The 17,105-nt window shown below is 62.8% G+C and carries 12 protein-coding genes and 1 pseudogene; 6 read left to right on the top strand and 7 right to left on the bottom strand.

What is annotated here, in order from left to right:
- Window positions 1-9: 9 nt before the first annotated feature.
- The 3 genes and pseudogenes from U1R88_RS29940 to U1R88_RS29930 all read right to left on the bottom strand — a co-directional run.
- On the bottom strand, window positions 10-4,995 hold the full coding sequence (locus U1R88_RS29940) for a hypothetical protein (RefSeq protein WP_322434570.1): 4,986 nt from the start codon (window positions 4,993-4,995) through the stop codon (window positions 10-12).
- A gap of 215 nt (window positions 4,996-5,210) precedes the next feature.
- Window positions 5,211-6,215, bottom strand: coding sequence for a hypothetical protein (locus U1R88_RS29935; RefSeq protein WP_322434569.1), 1,005 nt, complete (start codon window positions 6,213-6,215; stop codon window positions 5,211-5,213).
- A 415-nt stretch (window positions 6,216-6,630) separates the two neighbouring features.
- Window positions 6,631-7,476 (bottom strand): annotated as a pseudogene (locus tag U1R88_RS29930) (YifB family Mg chelatase-like AAA ATPase); the annotation flags it as partial.
- Between the two features lie 218 nt (window positions 7,477-7,694).
- Here U1R88_RS29930 and U1R88_RS29925 point away from each other — a divergent pair.
- From U1R88_RS29925 to U1R88_RS29915, 3 genes are all read left to right on the top strand, one after another.
- Complete coding sequence (locus U1R88_RS29925) at window positions 7,695-8,609, top strand: LysR family transcriptional regulator (protein WP_322434568.1); 915 nt, start codon at window positions 7,695-7,697, stop codon at window positions 8,607-8,609.
- Window positions 8,610-8,809: 200 nt separating this feature from the next.
- Window positions 8,810-9,565, top strand: a complete 756-nt coding sequence (locus U1R88_RS29920) for an SDR family NAD(P)-dependent oxidoreductase (RefSeq protein ID WP_322434567.1) — start codon at window positions 8,810-8,812, stop codon at window positions 9,563-9,565.
- A 70-nt stretch (window positions 9,566-9,635) separates the two neighbouring features.
- A complete protein-coding gene (locus U1R88_RS29915; protein ID WP_322434566.1) occupies window positions 9,636-10,637 on the top strand; it encodes a zinc-binding dehydrogenase in 1,002 nt (333 codons plus the stop codon).
- Between the two features lie 231 nt (window positions 10,638-10,868).
- Here U1R88_RS29915 and U1R88_RS29910 read toward each other — a convergent pair whose 3' ends face one another.
- A complete protein-coding gene (locus U1R88_RS29910; RefSeq protein ID WP_322434565.1) occupies window positions 10,869-11,300 on the bottom strand; it encodes an NUDIX hydrolase in 432 nt (143 codons plus the stop codon).
- Between the two features lie 210 nt (window positions 11,301-11,510).
- Here U1R88_RS29910 and U1R88_RS29905 point away from each other — a divergent pair, with 210 nt between their 5' ends.
- Both U1R88_RS29905 and U1R88_RS29900 read left to right on the top strand, forming a co-directional pair.
- Complete coding sequence (locus U1R88_RS29905) at window positions 11,511-11,750, top strand: hypothetical protein (protein WP_322434564.1); 240 nt, start codon at window positions 11,511-11,513, stop codon at window positions 11,748-11,750.
- Window positions 11,751-11,931: 181 nt separating this feature from the next.
- Complete coding sequence (locus U1R88_RS29900) at window positions 11,932-12,363, top strand: GNAT family N-acetyltransferase (protein ID WP_322434563.1); 432 nt, start codon at window positions 11,932-11,934, stop codon at window positions 12,361-12,363.
- Window positions 12,364-12,384: 21 nt separating this feature from the next.
- On the opposite strand, the gene U1R88_RS29895 is transcribed toward U1R88_RS29900, so the two are convergent.
- Both U1R88_RS29895 and U1R88_RS29890 read right to left on the bottom strand, forming a co-directional pair.
- Entirely contained in the window at window positions 12,385-13,254 is an 870-nt protein-coding gene (locus U1R88_RS29895) for a hypothetical protein (RefSeq protein WP_322434562.1), read from the bottom strand.
- A 156-nt stretch (window positions 13,255-13,410) separates the two neighbouring features.
- The gene (locus tag U1R88_RS29890) at window positions 13,411-14,580 is read right to left on the bottom strand and encodes a citrate synthase (RefSeq protein ID WP_322434561.1); all 1,170 of its coding nucleotides are present in this window, start codon (window positions 14,578-14,580) and stop codon (window positions 13,411-13,413) included.
- 97 nt (window positions 14,581-14,677) lie between these two features.
- Between U1R88_RS29890 and U1R88_RS29885 the strand changes: the two genes are divergently transcribed.
- Entirely contained in the window at window positions 14,678-15,769 is a 1,092-nt protein-coding gene (locus U1R88_RS29885) for a citrate synthase/methylcitrate synthase (protein ID WP_322434560.1), read from the top strand.
- Window positions 15,770-15,822: 53 nt separating this feature from the next.
- Here the strand turns inward: U1R88_RS29885 and U1R88_RS29880 are convergent, their stop codons facing one another.
- Window positions 15,823-17,097 (bottom strand): MFS transporter, encoded by a 1,275-nt coding sequence (locus U1R88_RS29880; protein ID WP_322434559.1) that lies wholly within the window; start codon window positions 17,095-17,097, stop codon window positions 15,823-15,825.
- Window positions 17,098-17,105: the final 8 nt, after the last annotated feature.

The following is a 17,105-nucleotide window of genomic DNA, read 5'->3' as shown; positions in this document are numbered from 1 at the left end:
GCGATTTCCTTACGGAATGTCGTTGGCGAGCGCGCGCTCGATCCTATGAGCTTCCGGAACGCCGGCTCGGACCAACCGGGCAAGGGCGTCATCGATTCGCGGCCGTAGCGGATGGCTTGCTGAGCGAACCGACGGGTCAGATGACATCAGGACTTCGATCCACAGAGCCAGGCGCTTCCCCAAACCGACTTCGACCCATAAGCCTGTATTGTCAGGCTGGCGCCTGAGCCAAACAAGAGCGCTGCTGAGGAAGAAGCCGTCATGCCTGGGCGCGTGAGACACCTCGAGCAAATTCATTGTCAGGATCGCAGTGAACGGGACGGGGCCCGTCTCGATCAACTGGCTGAGTTTTGGGAGGAACGCGTCAACCTGGTCAACGGCCTTTGCAAACAAGTAGCAATTGGATCCGCTGATCGGACTGTAGTGGTTGAAAAACAAGGCCGCGATTGCGGGACCAATCCGGCTCTCAACCGTAAGCTCCAATCGCTTCTGTTCCCGGTGCCAATCATGGCTTTGCATCAGGCGGTCGACGAGGTGATCGCGAATTTGAACTGCTGTCTCGCGATTTAGTCCGTGCCCATTGAAATAAAGATCGTCGATGCTTGTGGCAAGCACGGGGACGATGTCAAAAAACGATCTGTCGGGAACGTCGATAAACCGGCTGACTTCGGCGGCAGCATCGCCGGGGCTCAGTTTCAAGAGGGCACGTGCGACCAGCCGATAGAAGACGTCGTTCCAACCATCGAAGCGATTTTCAACGTCGGCGTGCCGTTCAAATTCGGATCCATTCGCCTTGCCTGTCCAATCTGCATAGGCGTTAACGAATTCCCGCAGCCAGTCATGATCTTCCGGATCAAAGGCACCCGTGAGTTGTCGAACCCACAGGGCCCCAGCCTGGCTATGAAATAGCTCTTCGGGCTCTGCTTGACGATGCGTTCGAGCCTCGATTGGCGCAGCTCCAATCCGAATTCCCGATCTGGTGCGTGGGGCGGGTGCCGGTAGGGCCGGCCAGACCGGCTCGCCGACGTGGCCGTGCAACCATGCGCGCTCGGCCGCGATGGCTGCTTCGACTCTCCTTCGATGTTGAGCTTGGTCAGCCGATTGGGCTTTTTCTGGCGTATTCCATTGATGGAATGGCTTGATTTGGGCTGTCATTGCACATCTGAGGGCCGCTCGAAGGAGCCGCCGATCACGCTGACGGATGATGCCTAGACCGGCTCCAAACCCCTGCGCGGCTTCGCTGGTGTCACGACCAGCCAGATCCAGCAATGTATCTCGATCGGCGTCACTTTGTTTCCTTAGCCACAGGTGGATGAGGCCGAGCGTAGCAATGCTGATCGGGTTGTAGCGAATTCCCTCGCGCATGCCAGAAGCGATGTCGGGGGCGGTAGTCGCAATAGCTTTCTCAATCGCCTGTCGCACCCAGTCCTCGTGCTCGCCAAGGAACATATCGGACGCGTCACGGGCGGTAATCATGGCGGCCGAGACGATCGCAATCGTTCGAGAACGCAAAACGTCCTCAGCCGCATCGTTGTCGAGCGACTGCAAGCGTCTGGCGTGAATAACTGCACGTTCCACAAGCTCTGGACTGGAGCGATCCGCATGCTCCAGGACACCGAGAAGCGCAAAATCCATGCTGAAATCCGAGCTTTCAGCAGAGTACCTGGCTTGAAGATCTGCGTTGTGCGCCAGTTCATCCGGGGGCGGCACGTAAACTCGCTCGCCATTCTCCGTGTGCCAGTTGGCTGGATCGATTGCGTTGAGCGCTCGCCGCGCCATGAGCCGGGGCTCTACTAAGGTATCACCCAGCTGGGGCTCTCCAAGCCGCTCGGCGGATGCCTGAAGGAGCACGCGGAGCCTCGTAACATCGGCGTCCTTGCTGTGCGCGAATTCGCCCAGGAGATTCTCCAGGGCCGCCCGTCGCGAAGGCCGCTGCCTGATATCGGCAAGGCTAATTGTTGCGCCGGGTTCCTTTGGCCCGACGGCGCCAAAGCCCACCGGGTTCAAACCAGGCAGCCAATCGCGCGCAAGGCGAACATGATCCAGGGACATCAGCTCGGGAGAGCCGAGAAATGGCAAGGCCGCCGGAATTGTCTGCGGCCAGTGCGAGATCAGGATATCGACCGCCACCAGAAGAAACGCGACAGGCGTGCCGTCCGGGCCCAGGATGTCGTCGATGATCTCGGCAACCGGGTCGCCCCGCTCCATGCGCATATGTGACCAAGCCTCCAGCGCCATCAGCCCTGATTCGACCGCAAACAGGCTGCCAGTGCCACGCGACCAATCGTAAGTGTGCTCCCACGGGAAGAAACGAGGCCCGGACGGCAATTCCAGGGTGAGCCCGTCTTTGCCGGGCTCCTGACCTGTGCTGATGCAGGTGACTGCGTGCTCGACCAGGCGCCGTATGAGTGGCAGACCCTGTTGCGGGGCCGAATTGAGCAAATCCCAGAACGGGCCTTGCGCCGGCGAGCTCGGCAGGAAGTCAGAATCGAGATGGCTGAAAATGGTGTCGTGAGACCGCCGGTTGGTCGGATAATCCTCCGGTCTTTGGATGAGGCCGAGAATGGTGAGCTCTGCGAGTTCGACGGGCGCCGCTTGGGCCAGGGTACCTCTGAACGTCATGAGATTACGGATCGTATAAGTGTTGTTCCGTTCTACTACGCCGAGCAGATAACGCTGGGCCCGTTCAGGAACGCTGATCGCCATGAGAGCGAAGGCCCGCTGGACGTCCACGGCTAGCTTTTCCAGCTCATGGTATCTGAAGCCCGCTTTAAAGCGCGGTTCAGGCTGGGCGAAAAGGCGGTGCTCTCGAGCCTCCTCGATCTCGTCGAGCCAGTCCGCGAGTGAGCGTGCCATCAGTTGCGTGAACTCGCCTCGCAAGAGCGTCGACATCGCGAGGTGTTGGAAAAGCTCGACGATGTCGGGCAAGGCCTGGATCGGCAGATCGGCTTGCCGCTTGATGAGCCAACACGCCAAAGTGGCCCAGGACATATTGGCTGGCCCATAGAGGCCTGCGGGAATCGCCGGCAGCCCACCTCCCTTTTCTGTCAGCAAGTCCGCGAGCGGACGGGCCTCGACCGCGATCGCCGTCCGGATCAATTCACGCAAAAGTGCCCCATCCTGTTCAAAAAGCGAGGTCGCCGCCTGATCCAGGAGTGCGAAGCCATGCTCAGAACGAAGGATCGCCAACAACGACCATCGACGCCAGGACGGATGTGCGCCTGGCACGCTGACCCGATCCAGGTAGCTGACCCAGGACCGAGCGTCCGATGAGCGCTCGAGCGCGAGCCGAGCCCCAAGCTCAACGCCCCGAACCAAAGAGGCCGCGGCAGTTTGGGAAAGAGGTAGGCGGTTTACCGTGGAAGGGGCACTGTGCAGGAGCCAGGCTATTGCCCACTCGCGCAGCACGTCATGTCGGAAGGTCACCCGGTCCAAGGCCAGCTCGCGCAGAGTTCCGCTCGAGACCAAGGATTCCACCGCGGCTGGCGGGGCTTGGGTCGTGAGGTGATCGACACCTCCAAGCACACCCTCGGAGAGGTCGCGCAGAAGTCGCGCGCGCTCCCGGCGTCCGGCAGGTGCGCCGTCGGCCGTTGTCCACCAGCGCTCGAGAAGATCGACTTCGGACCGTAGATCTTCCGTGGGGCCCTGCACATCGAGCAACCGGGACAAGCGGAATAAGTTGCGGGCAATCGGCCGGGCGGGGTGATCGTCCGCCAGGAGCGCTCGCAGAGCCGGTTTGGCCTCCTTCAGTTCATCGAGCTCCTGCTCACCGATATCTTGGATGACGACAGGCGAGGCGCGGCCTAAGCGATCCAGCACATCAGACGGCAACCAATTTGGCTCATCCTTATCAAAGCCGGTTCTTACTGTGACGATGATCTGAAAATTCGGGATGTCGGCCGCAGTGCGTACCAGATCGACCACGGTCTTGCGCTTGCTGTCGTCATCAAAGAAATCGAGACTGTCCACGAACAAGACGGCACCGCCGTCGCTGGCAAGATCGGATAGAAAGGCCTTTGGGCTTGCATCCACGCCCAGCGCGGTCTTGAACGCCAGCCAGCCTCCGGGTGTCGTTCGTTCAGGTGAAAGCACAATGGCGTTGGCTTCGCGAAGGGTCTGTTGGACAAGCATCCCCAGGACCCCGGACTTCCCAACGCCGGGACCGCCCTGAATCTCGATATAGCGACCCATAGCTCTCGATTCACGGACAGCTTGCAGTTGGGCTGAGCGCGCCAGAGTTACGCCGGCGATATCACAGCGAAGATCGGCGGCGGTCAGGGAGGCGGCATCGGATAGCGTCTCTCTCGCCAAGCGGTTTCGAAGCGATCCGCGCACGCGGAAACTGTCGACATTCGTGAGCGTTTCGAGCAGGCGCCTGCGGTCCAGATCCCCTCCTGACGCGGCGGTTCGAATGGCGGTTTCGGTCAATGCTTTCCAAAAGCCGCTCGCTCGAGAGACCTCGTCAGGTTCCAGGACGCTGCGGGACCGTTCGGTGGCCAGCTCGAGTGACTGTGAGCCCGGTGCATCATAGTCGAATGGCAGGATCTGAAAGCGTCGGAGGATCTGCCAGATCGTCTGATCATCATTGGCGCAGCCGAACTCCGCAAGATGGGCGCGGACGGTTGCCACGAAGCTCCGCATGTCGTCGTTGCATACGCCCTTACGGTCAATCCGTGCGATGAAGGTGGTTGGCGAGCTGATCTCTCGAGCCCATCGAAGAACGTCCTGGTAGGCGCCGGTGATCTTGAATGAGTTACGCTCGGTCGCGACGGCGAACTGATGGCGTTGATGGGAAAGATCAAGCTTGGCATAGGCCCGAGCCAGCTGCGCGACGACGTCTTTGAACACGGCGTCGCCCCGAGTGAACTTGATCGTTCGCTTGACCTGCACTTCAAGCGTCGCGGGCTCGCCAATACGCGTTACGCCCTGGATGATTACATCGTCGAGTGGATATCCTTCCCCTGCGCGTTGGAGTTCGACGCGCTCGATTGACATGCCCGGCAGCCCCCGAGGATCTGCGTCTGCGAGAAGCGTCAATAGGTAATGCGCGCCGACCTGCCCCTCGAAGAGGGCACCAGCCGGTCCGCTCGCAGAAGGGCTTGCCGCGGAGGACGTCCCGCCGGATGTACTATCACTCATACGAGTTTATGAGATGTGGGAGCTTCATTCATAGCTAGATATAGCGGATGGATTGCAATTGTACGAACGGACTATTGCGGAACCGCAGCCCAAACGCTGAAGACACTCCCCCTTGGCACCTCTGCTCTACCGCTCCCTTTGCCTGGTCCGATCGTGTAGAACCGACCGCACACCTCCAAATCACCGCTTGTCGAGATTTCGGAGTGTACGTATTTGCTTTCTGGTGGCCCCTGAAAAGCGGCGGTGCTTTTAAGTAGCACGCCGTTTTCTGGACGCTGAATGCAAAGCGTGCAGGACTTGCTATCAGGCCCAGCGGCACTGCCGTTTTCGCTGACGAGATAGGCGGAGTCAGTGCACATATCTCCGACGCCCTGACGGGGTATACTGGCCTTTCCCTGAAGCTTGGAGAATTTGAATTTCACGGGTTTAAGGACTGGGGGGATTTCGAGTGGTGGATAGGTCATTTTACCGATGACGATGGATATTTGGGCCTCCCGATCGGGATCGCGAGCAATGAGAAACTGTTTCCTTTCCTGAGGTATAAAGGTGCCGGTCAAACGCTTTTGACCCTCGACCGTGCCGTTTACGACACGAATCACGAAATCCCCGGCGCCCGGTCTAGGTTCCCTGGGGGTCCATTGAACATCTAGAAAAAACTCGCTTCCTCGGTAAGCCGCCGAGTTCACGACGGCCCGAATGGCTTGTGTCGCCAAGCAGTCCGAGTACATCTCTCGGCCTACTTGGGAGAGGGCGGTCCTTGCAAATGATTTCACCATAGTCCGATCGTAGATGAACTTATTTTCTTCCAGTGTCTTCTGCGCAAGAGACTTGTTTTCTCCGTAAGTCAGACTCACCGGCGCTCCGAAGTACCCGCTGCCAGACGCACTCGTGTCGGAAGCCTCCTGCCTGCTTTGTTCCGAGAAGGTGTAGGACATCATCTTGATCGTATCGGACATATCAGCTGTCTCGACATCGGCAAAAGTAAAGTTTTTGGGGTCACATTCTGCGTGTGAATCGACGATCAACGACAGAATAATCCCTGTTGCTGTCAAAATGGATTGAAGTAGATGAGACATGATTTCTCCCCGACATCAGTTACACCAAACTGAGGGCGCTCTTACTTCGACGCTCGTAGCGCGAAAGTTCGCTGGTCATAAAGCCAGGGCCATGTCACGTCGTGTTTCTTGTACGCAGTGCCAAGCGCCACGGACTAAATCTTCATGTCCTCAAATGGAGTGACCCAGCGCTCGGGCGATTGCGTGCAACCTCACATGAACTAGGCAGTGCGGCGGCAAACCACGTAAGTCCGAGATGAGCCGGGTTACACAGTTGTTTCGACGAGAAGGATGCAGCCGGTTCCGTGACGCAGCCGTGAAGACCAAAGCCGGCATTGAAAACAATTGTGAGCGTTCCCTCACATTGAATCGCAGCTATTTCGATTGGCGAGTCGCAATCAATTCGATCGAGTCGCATTTATTTCGAGAAATGACAGCCGCCGCCGATCAGCGCCGCCATCGAGGCCGAATGATGGGGTGCGCGGAAGGGGCGCCGGCTGGTGAGTTCGCCGCCGGCGAGCTGGCCCGCCACCGAATGGATCATCGAGATTTCCAGGAGCTCGGCCGGCACGAGCGGCGGCAATATCGAGGGCAGCCGCGCCGCCAGCATCGATTTGCCGGAGCCGGCGGGCCCGATCATCAGGAGATTATGCGCGCCGGCGGCGGCCACCTCCAAGGCGCGCTTGGCGGTCTCCTGGCCCTTGATGTCCCTGAGGTCGGGCAGGGCGGCCGGCGCGGCGGCAATGCGCGGCTGTGGGCGGGAAAGCAGTTGCGTGCCCTTGAAGTGATTGACGAGCTGGATCAGCGAGCGCGGGGCGAGAATGTCCATGTCGGGGCCGGCCCAGGCCGCTTCCGGCCCGCAGGCGGCCGGGCAGATCAGGCCGAGCCCTCGGCCATTGGCGGCAACGGCCGATGGCAGCACGCCGGCGACCTTGGTGATGGTGCCGTCGAGGCCGAGCTCGCCCAGCACGCAATAGCCTTCCAGCGCGTCATGCGGAATGGCGCCGATGGCAGCCATCACACCGAGCGCGATGGGCAGGTCGAAATGCGAGCCTTCCTTGGGCAGGTCGGCCGGGGCGAGGTTGACGGTGATGCGCTTGGCCGGCAGGGCCAGGCCGGCGGCGGTGAGGGCGGCGCGCACCCTTTCGCGCGCCTCCGAAACCGCCTTGTCGGGCAGGCCGACGATGGTGAACACCACCGAACCCGTCATGATCTGGACCTGCACGTCGACCTGGCGCGCTTCCACGCCCTCGAATGCCACCGTCGCGACGCGCGATACCATCTCGTTCTCGTTTCCCCATCAACCCCGCCGACGATAGCGGGGAAGCGCGGCACCGCCAAGCAAAATGAGAACAAAACGTGATTGTCGACTGCGAAATCGATAGCGCTTCGTGGCTTCTGTGGCCGTTGCACACGGCAAGACATCTGTACCGATCAGCAATGGAAACGCCGAACGAGCTGGGTATAGTCATCCCAGCGCTCCGACCAGGCAGGCCTCATTTGGATCAGATACTCGCCATACGCACCTTCGTTCGCGTCGCCGAAGCCCGGTCTTTCGCCAAGGCCGCAGACGCAATGAGCCTGCCCCGTTCCTCCGTCAGCAAGCTGGTGCAAGATCTCGAGGCGCATCTCGGGACGAAGCTTGTCGAGCGAACGACGCGCTCTGTGACAATGACCACCGAGGGCGCCGCCTATCATGAGCGTGCGTTGCGCCTTCTGGCCGATCTCGACGATATGGACGGCACCGTCGCCGGCTCTCGCAGCACTCCGAAGGGCAGGCTCCGCGTGGACATCGGGTCGGTTCTGGCGAACAGGATACTGATCCCCTGCCTCTCGGACTTTCAACGCCAATATCCGGACATCGACCTTCTTCTGGGCGTCAGCGACCGCTCCGCTGACCTCATAGGCGAAGGAATAGACTGCGTCATCCGTGGCGGTTCCCTCGTCGATTCTTCGATGAAGGCAAGGAAGCTGTGCGAACTCGATTACGTTCTCTGCGCAGCGCCCACCTATCTCGAAGGTCGAGAGCCGCCTGCTCACCCCGACGATATCCGCAGGCACCGGGTCGTCAGCTATTTTTCGGCATCGTCTGGAAAACGATTTCCCTTGCGCTTCCAGCGGTTTGACGAACGGATAGAGTTCATGCCGACGGCGAGCGGTCTCTCGGTCAATGAAAGCACCGCACATCTCAGTTCGCTGCTTGCCGGCCTGGGGATCGGGCAGAGCTTCGGTTTCCTTGCAAGACCGCATATTGAGCACGGCTCGCTGGTCGAATTCCTTCCCGCCTGGAAGCCAGAGAACCACGCCCTGCACCTCGTCTATCCCGCGGACAGATTTCCCAATCCTCGACTGCGGGCATTCGCGGACTGGGCCCAGCAAGTGTTCGAGCGCGTCGACGCCAGGCGTGGCGATTAGGTGCCCGAGATTGTCCATGTGAATGGATAATCTCTCCATGCCGGGCCGCTTCTCGCCGCCGGACTGACGAATTAGCTTCTCCACATCGGACGGCAACGACAGGCCAAGGGCCAGCGCCACCTCCCGAACAGTTTCAAAGCACCATTGGCCGCGTTCGCTCGGGCTGATCCGCTACGCGTGCCCAGTAACAGGAGAGTAAGATGACCAATAGACTTGCGAACAAGATTGCCGTCGTTACCGGCGCAACCAGCGGCATCGGCCTTTCGACCGCCAAGCTCTTTGTGGCCGAAGGCGCCCGCGTCTATATCACCGGCCGCCGCAAGGACGCTCTGGACAAGGCAGTGGCCGAGATCGGCAAAGGGGCGGTCGGCGTTCAGGCAGATTCCAGCAACAATGACGATCTCGACAGGCTCTTCGCTCAGGTAAAATCGGAACAAGGGCGCCTGGACGTCCTCGTCGTTAACGCAGGCGGCGGCAGCATGCTTCCGCTTGGCCAGATCACCGAAGAACAAATTGACGACACCTTCGGCCGCAACGTGAAAGCCGTCATATTCACAGTGCAGAAGGCGCTCCCACTGCTGGGCAAGGGGTCGTCGGTCGTGCTGACCGGTTCCACCGCCGGCACCGAAGGCACTGCTGCTTTTTCCGTCTACTCGGCGTCCAAGGCGGCCGTCCGCAACCTGGCCCGTTCCTGGGCGCTTGACCTCAAGGGCACCGGCATCCGCGTCAACGTCGTCTCGCCCGGTGCGACCCGCACGCCCGGCCTCGTCGAGCTTGCCGGCGACGACAGGGAGCAGCAGCAAGGTCTCCTGGACTACCTCGCTTCGCGCATTCCGCTCGGTCGCGTTGGGGAATCGGAGGAAATCGCCAAGGCGACGCTCTTCCTGGCTTCCGACGATGCAAGCTTCGTCAACGGCGCCGAGCTCTTCGCCGATGGCGGCCAGGCCCAGGTCTAATCTTGAGACAGGTCTAATCTTGAGACGGGAGCGGCCGGCGACCGCTCCCCATTGTCCAGAAGGGTCAGCAATGCGCGCTGCAGTTTATTTCAAGCACGGAAAGCCTGAAGAGGTCCTTCAGACTGTCGAAGTCGAGGAACTCGAGCGCCCGGGACGCGACGAAGTCCTGATCCGCGTGCTCCTTCGTCCCGTTCATCACGGCGATCTGCTCGGCGTAGCAGGACGCTACCAGCCTGGATCGGTCGTCCCGGAAGGCGGCGTCCGTGTCGGCTTCGAAGGCTATGGCATCGTCGAACAGGCGGGGGACGGAGTTGATCTGAAGCCAGGAAGGCGCGTTGCCTTCTTCCCCGGACGCGGCGCCTGGAGCGAGAAGGCCCTCGTTTCCGCCGAGTATGTCACCGAGATCCCCGACGATGTGTCGGACGAGGCTGCGGCGCAACTTCACGTCAACCCGTTGACGGCTGCGCTTCTCCTCAGAGCCGTCGAGACTTCGGGGGCGAAGCCAGGTCGCGATGCCATAATCCTCACCGCTGCCGGGTCCGCCGTTGCCAGATTGGCGATCGGGCTTCTTCTCGATCGCGGATTCGATGTCGTCGGCGTCGTCAGACGCGAGGCCGGCGTGAACGAGCTCAACGTCGTGTTTCCCGATCTGCCTGTTGTCTCCACCGACAAGCCCGGCTGGCAGGAGAAGGTCGACGCCGCGGCGGACGGGCATCCGATCGCCGTCGTCCTCGATCCGGTTGGCGGCGAAACGGCAAGTGCCGCTGCCGGGCTGCTCACTCAGGGCGGCAGTCTTGTTTCCTATGGCGATCTTTCCGGCCAACCGATTTCCGTTCCGGCACTCTATTTTTCGACCCGCGATATCCGCATTTCGGGAGTGACGATCGGACGTTGGTCGAACCTGCCCGCCGAGGTTCGCAAGGCCGATCTGGAGCTGGCGCTCGAACTTGCTTCTACCAAACCGGAACTGTTCACGGTCGAGAAGACATTCCACTTCGCGGATGTTGGCCAGGCTGCGGCGCTTGTCGAAAAGTCCGGCAGGACTGGTACGGTCCTCCTGGCCTCGCGCTGAAGCGCTGTGCGGTTTAGTGGAATCACCGGGAAACCTTGCCGCCAATCGCGCGGGAATGGCGCCGTCGACGCCGAACTCGCCCAGGGCAGGTCGGCGATGGTGAACACCAGCGAACCGGTCACGATTCGCACCGACCCGGTCAGATCGCGGGTCTATCCATGCCGGCGTTCTTGAAATGGAGGCGCAGCTATTTCAATGCGCCTTTGCGAGATCGACAGATCGTAAGGCGCTTCAGGGTTTCATGCCCTGCAACAACGAGGACAGTCCCGGCTCTTCGACGACGAGGGCCGCATCCGCCGGCAGAACCCAACGCACCTGGCGCTGGCCGATCTCCTTCCAGGTCGGCAAGGTCTCATTCACATGCAGAGGGTAGACGCAGACCTCGACGAGGTCGAAGTGCTCAGCCTGGCGTTTCCAATAGATGAAGCTGCCGCAGGGTTCCTTGCCGACCGTGCCGACCAAGCCGGCTTCCTGTTCGGCTTCGATTCTCGCGGCTTCCCAGTCGTTGCGTCCCTTCATCGGCCATCCCTTCGGGATCGACCAGCGGCTGGTCTCGCGCGTGGTGATCAAGCACACTTCGAGACGCCCATCCCGTTCACGCACGGGAAGAGCTCCAACTTGATGCCGTATATCGGGCTGCTTCTTTTTGTCCTTCTTGGCCATTGCCTCGACACTATAGCGTAAAAGCGCGCATGTTATGTCAGATATTCGACCCAGATTGTTGTTTTGGCAACATCTGATGATCGAAAGGCAGCCTGCCTGTCCCAGCGAGTAGACGACAGTACGGTTTTCACCCTGTGCGGGACCGGCAGTGTGATGCCGTAAGATGTCGGCCATCTTTCATGCTGGCATGCAACAAGAGGAGAACCGCCGATGGATCCCAAGGAAGAATGGCTCCGCTATAGCGGCTGGGACGCCACCGAGCAGGACCGCCGGCTGCGCGACGGGATCGCCTCGCTCTTCGACCTGGAGAAGCCCACGCCAAGGCAGCAGCAGCTGTTGCATATGGCGAGCTTGTGGCTGACGCTTCAGGACCTGCCGGCTGCGGCCTATCCAGGCCAGGAAGCCGAGCTTCGCGCGCTGGCGGAGATCGAGTTCAAGGACCCGGCCTGATCGGCCTGTCCTGGCCCACGATGCTGTTTGGCCGGCGCCTGGCCTGGAATGGCCATATCGGGGCGGACGCCTTGCCGAACAGGCTCGGGCGGATAGGCTGGGGCAAAGCGAAAACACATCCGAAAGCGAGCTGCCAATGCCCATGGAAGTCCGGACCGCGTCGCCAAGGGACGCCGGTCCGATGGCCAGACTCATCAACGAGATCATCGCGATCGGCGGAACCACGGCGCATCGCAGGCCTTTCGACAAGCACCGCATTCGCACCGAATTCATCGCGGCCACGCGCGGAATCTGCTGTTTCGTGGCGGTGGAGAAGGCGCAGATCCTGGGTTTCCAAGCCCTCGAATGGTGCGATCCGGACTGGCCGGGCGAGGACCGGCTGCCGGCTGACTGGGCCGTCATCGCAACCTATGTTGCGCCAGCGGCGCATGGCGGGGGCATCGGACGCGCCCTGTTCCGGGAAACCGCGGCCTCGGCCAAGGTAGTGGGCGTGCGCTTCATCGATGCCACCATCCGCAAGGAGAACCAAGGCGGCCAGGCTTTTTATGGGAGTATCGGCTTCGTCGATTACCGCAGCGGAGCCGAAAGCATTTCAAAGCGGTTCGCGCCTTGACGCCGGGCGGTTGGGGCAGGGTCAAGGGGTTGGAAGGGTGGCGAGGCTGTCCTTCAGAATGTCGGCCGGGATCAGGCCATTGCTCTCACCGGCGAACTGCATGTCGAAGAGCCGCCATTGTCCGTTGGTCTTGGCATAGGTCAGCCGGATGAACATCGCGTCCTTGTCGCTGACCGCGGCATAGTAGAACTGCTGGCGGAAGCCATCCATTTCTCTGTCGATGATCTTTCGGATGTGGCTGAGATGATACGGCTTCAAGCTGTCGGCGAAGCGATCGATGGAGCGCTTCATGCCTTCGCTGGTGTCGGTGACGGCCTGCCGGATGGCGTTTGCGACACTCTCGTAATCCCGCCTGGCGATGCCGGCCACGATCTTCTCACTCGTTTCGTCGACCGCCGTGACCGGTCCTGTCCGGTTGGCGCCGGTCAAGCCGACCAGGCTGCCTTCGAGGAGGCTGGCCGGAAAGAGCGCAGCCGAGGAGCCGGTCGCAAAGCGGAAGGCGCGATGGCGCCAGCCGCTGTCGTCCATCCGATAGGTGAAACGCAAATAGACCGGCGTGTAGTCGTCGGCCCGTATCGCGACATAGATCTCGCGTATGGCCTCCGGAAAGGAAAGGTCAAGTACCGTGCCCGTCGAGCTCAGCGTGCGTCCCTTGAACGAGGCGAGGGCATCGCGCAGGCCCTTGCCGAATTCGCAGTCGGGGGCATTGCCAGCGCCGCAGGCAATCTTCATCACGCCGTCGAAATCCTGCCGGGTCAGCGCATCGACATAGTGTCGGACCTGGGTTTCGGGATTTTCGACCGTCGGTATCTCCGCGGCCACGGCCAAGCGGGCGAAGCCGATGAACAAGGCGAGCGACAGAAGGAGGCGGTGCGTGAGACGGCGGGGCATCCGCGTTTCTCCAATGGGGCGGGATCAAGCCTGGCGGCGAAGGCGATGAATATCGCGCGCGACCGGACGGGGCGGACGCAAGCATGAAGCGGGCCCTCTTGCTGTGCCCTGCGGAACAGGGAGCGTCTACCTTGACAAAAGCCGGTGCTGGTGGGGTCAGGCCGTCTCCGCCGCCGCTGTCTTCAGCGGCGGCCCGTCATAGTGGGCGCGGGGGCGGATCAGGCTGCCCCGGGCCGTCTGCTCGAGCATATGGGCGATCCAGCCGACCGAGCGGGCGAGGGCGAAAAGCGTGAAGGGCGCACTCGCCGGCAGGCCATGATGGTCGGCCAGGGCCGCGAGGGCAAAATCGACATTCGGCGGCTCGTCGCTATGTTCTGCCACGGCTCCTCGGATGCCCTCATAGATCTCGCTGCAGGCAAAGCAGGCCAGCAGGGCGGTCGCTCGGGGATCCCCATCGGGATAGAGCGGATGGCCGAAGGCCGGCAGGCGATGGCCGCGGGAGAGCCAGTCATGCACGGCGTGGCGAGCGCCGATGCGGCGGGCGGTCTCGGCCAGGGCCTGCACGCTCACCGCGGCCGTGCCGTGCAGCGGGCCGGCGAGGGTGCCCAGCCCCGCCAGCAGGCCGGCGGCCAGCGGAGCGCCCGTCGATGCGGCCGTGCGGGCGGCGAAGGTCGAGGCGTTCAACTCGTGATCGGCCAGTAGCACCAGGGCACGCCGGATGAGGCCGGCGGCATTGGGCGCCTGCCAGGCCCGTGCCGCCTGCTGATGCAGCGGCAAGGCACCATCGGAACCACCACCAAGCATGGCGGCTGCCACGGTGCCGACCAGGCCTGCCGCTTCCCGGCAGAGGACGGCATGCGAGCGTCCGCCGGTGGGAAAGTCATGGCTGGCCCGCCGGGCCAAAGCGAGCAGCGCGGCTTCGAAGGGATTGGCCGGGATCGGCGCGCCCTTGACGGTCGGCGGGAAGGCGAGGTCGACCCTGCCGACCTGCCAGAGCAGCCGCGCGATCTCCTCCAGGCCTGCCCGCTCCGATAGGCGGGCGGCGTCTTCGCCGCGATACCACAGGCGGCCATCCGCGATGGTGGAGAGGGCGGAGGCCAGCACGGGCTCACCAAAGGAGATGGTTTGCGCGGCGACGTCGGCTGCGCTGCGGCGCCCGGCGTGGCGCTCCGCCAGCTTTTTGATGTCCTCGCCGTGATAGAGGCTGCGCCGCACGTCCTGCGGGTGCGGCCTGGTGCGGATCCTGCCGCGGCTGACATTGGCATAGAGTGTCTGCGGCTGGACCTTGAGCAGGGCGAGGGCTTCTTCCGAAGTGATCCAGGACATCGATGCAACCGGGCTGATATATTGACGAAATCAATCAAGATTGACGTCAATGCTAAAGCGCTCAAATGCTCGTCGCAACCGTGATAAGGAGATTGCGATGAACAATGGATTGGACGATGTCATTGCCACCGAAACCGTGATGTCGGACGTGGACGGCCTTGCCGGCCGGCTCGTCATTCGCGGCCATTCGCTCGACGATCTGGCTGGCCATGTCGACTATGAGGAACTGGTCGGCATCCTGCTCGACGGCTTCTTCCAGGATCTGCTCGGCCCGGCGGAACTGGCGTCCCGCCTCGGCAAGGCACGCTGCGAGGTATTCGAGTCGCTGGTCGCCGAGGGCACGCCGGATGCGGGTCTGCCTGCCACCGATGCGCTGCGCGCCGCCATGGCTTGGCTCGAGGATGGCGAGGACCTTGCCACGGCGCTTCGGCTGATCGCAGCGCCCGCCGTGCTCACCTCGGCCATCACCAGGCAGCGATGGGGCGAGGCGGCGATCGCGCCGGATCCGAAGGCTGGCCATGCCGCCGACATGCTGCGCATGCTGCATGGGACCGTGCCACGTTCGGAGGAAGCCGCCGCCCTCGACACCTATCTGGTCACGGTCAGCGATCACGGCCTCAATGCCTCGACCTTCACCGCCCGGGTGGTCGCCTCGACGCAGGCCGGCCTGACCTCGGCGGTGCTGGCGGCGCTGAGCGCCCTGAAAGGTCCGCTGCATGGCGGTGCGCCGGGGCCGGTTCTCGACATGCTCGACGGCATCGCCGCTGCGCAGACGGCCGAGGCCTGGCTGGAGGCGGCCCTCGACCGTGGCGACAGGCTGATGGGGTTCGGCCATCGCGTCTACCGCGTGCGCGACCCCCGGGCCGAGGCCCTCAAGCGGGCTGTCACGGCGCTGTTCAGCCCGGGCACGAACGAGACAAGCCGTCTCGCTCTGGCCGAGCATGTCGAGGCGGCCGCGACCAGCATTCTCGCCCGCCGCAAGCCGGACCGGTCGCTGCAGATCAATGTCGAATTCTATACGGCCTTGCTGCTCGAAGCCCTCGGCTTCCCGCGCGAGAGCTTCACCAGCGTCTTTGCCACCGGGCGGGTGGTGGGCTGGATCGGCCATGCCCGCGAGCAGGTGCTCTACGGCCGGCTGATCCGACCGCAGTCCCGCTATGTCGGCCCGCGGCCCGACCAGGCTGCCTGAAACGCGGAAAGCGGGCTCTTTTGCCGGAGCCCGCTTTCCGTCCTCGATAAACCTCAGGCCGCCGCGGTCACCAGGCGAGAACGCACGCCGGCGAGGATGAGCAGGACCGCCAGCAGGAGAACCAGGCCTGCAGCAACGAACACGCCGCTGGCCCCGCTGACGTCGAAGATGGAGCCACCGCCGGCGGCACCGAGAGCGATGGCGAGCTGGATCACCGCCACGATCAACGCCGTGCCGCTTTCGGTTTCGTCCGGCACGGCGCGGGTGATCCAGGCCGTCCAGGCTACCGGCACGGCGCCGAAGGCGAGGCCCCACAGGGCGATCAGCACCGTATCCGCCACCGGCGCGCTGCCGAGGCCGGCGAGCATCAGGCCGAGCACGCCCATCGCCAGGGGCATCGCGGCCAGGGTCAGCCTGAGGCTGCGCTCCAGGAGGAAGCCGCCGAGGAAGGTGCCGAGGAAATTAGCGATGCCGAAGCCGAGCAGGATGGCCGACATCGTGCTCACGCCGACCCCCGTTACCGTTTCCAGGAAGGGCCGGATATAGGTGAAGAAGGCGAAATGGCCGGTGAACACCAGGGTGACCGCCACCATGCCAAGGCCGATCTGCGGCCGCATCAGCACCTCCCACAGCGTCCTCAGCCGGGCATGCCCGCGCGGCTCCAGGCGTGGCAAGGTGGCGAATTGCACCACCAGGGCGAGGATACCGAGGCCGGCCGCCATCAGGAAGACGGCGCGCCAGCCGGCGATATCGCCGACATAGCTGCCGACGGGAGCGGCGAAGACAGTCGCGGCCGAGACGCCGCTGAACAGGATCGACAGGGCGCGCGGCACCAGCGCCTCCGGTACCAGGCGCATCACCGTGGCGGCAGACATGGTCCAGAAGCCGCCGAGCGCGACCCCGAGCAGCACCCGTCCAGCGATCAGGGCCGGCAGGCTCGAAGCGGAGGCGACCAGCAGGTTGGAGGCGATCAGCAGGATCGAAAAGGCCAGCAGGACGATGCGGCGGTCGAGGCGCCGGGTCACCGTCGCCACGATCAGGCTGGTGAGCAGGGCCACGGTCGCGGTCGCGGTGACGGCCTGCCCGGCCACGCCCTCGGTGACGCCGAGATCGCGGGCCATCGGCGTCAGCAGGCTGGCGGGCAGGAATTCCGCCGTGACCAGGCCGAACACGCCGAGCATCATGGAGACCACGGCACCCCACAGGGCGTTCTGCGATCCTGGTGCTGATGTCGCGGGTGCGGCGGGATCATCCCTGAAAGCCCGATTCGGGCCGCGATCCGGTTCGATCGCGTCAAGCGTCGAGGCGCTCTGCAACGCTTCGCTCATCTGTCATG

This window comes from Labrys sedimenti (genome assembly GCF_034424805.1).
GTDB classification, from domain to species: domain Bacteria; phylum Pseudomonadota; class Alphaproteobacteria; order Rhizobiales; family Labraceae; genus Labrys; species Labrys sedimenti.
Note: the sequence above shows the minus strand (reverse complement) of the source record. Positions and strands in the feature narration are given on the sequence as shown.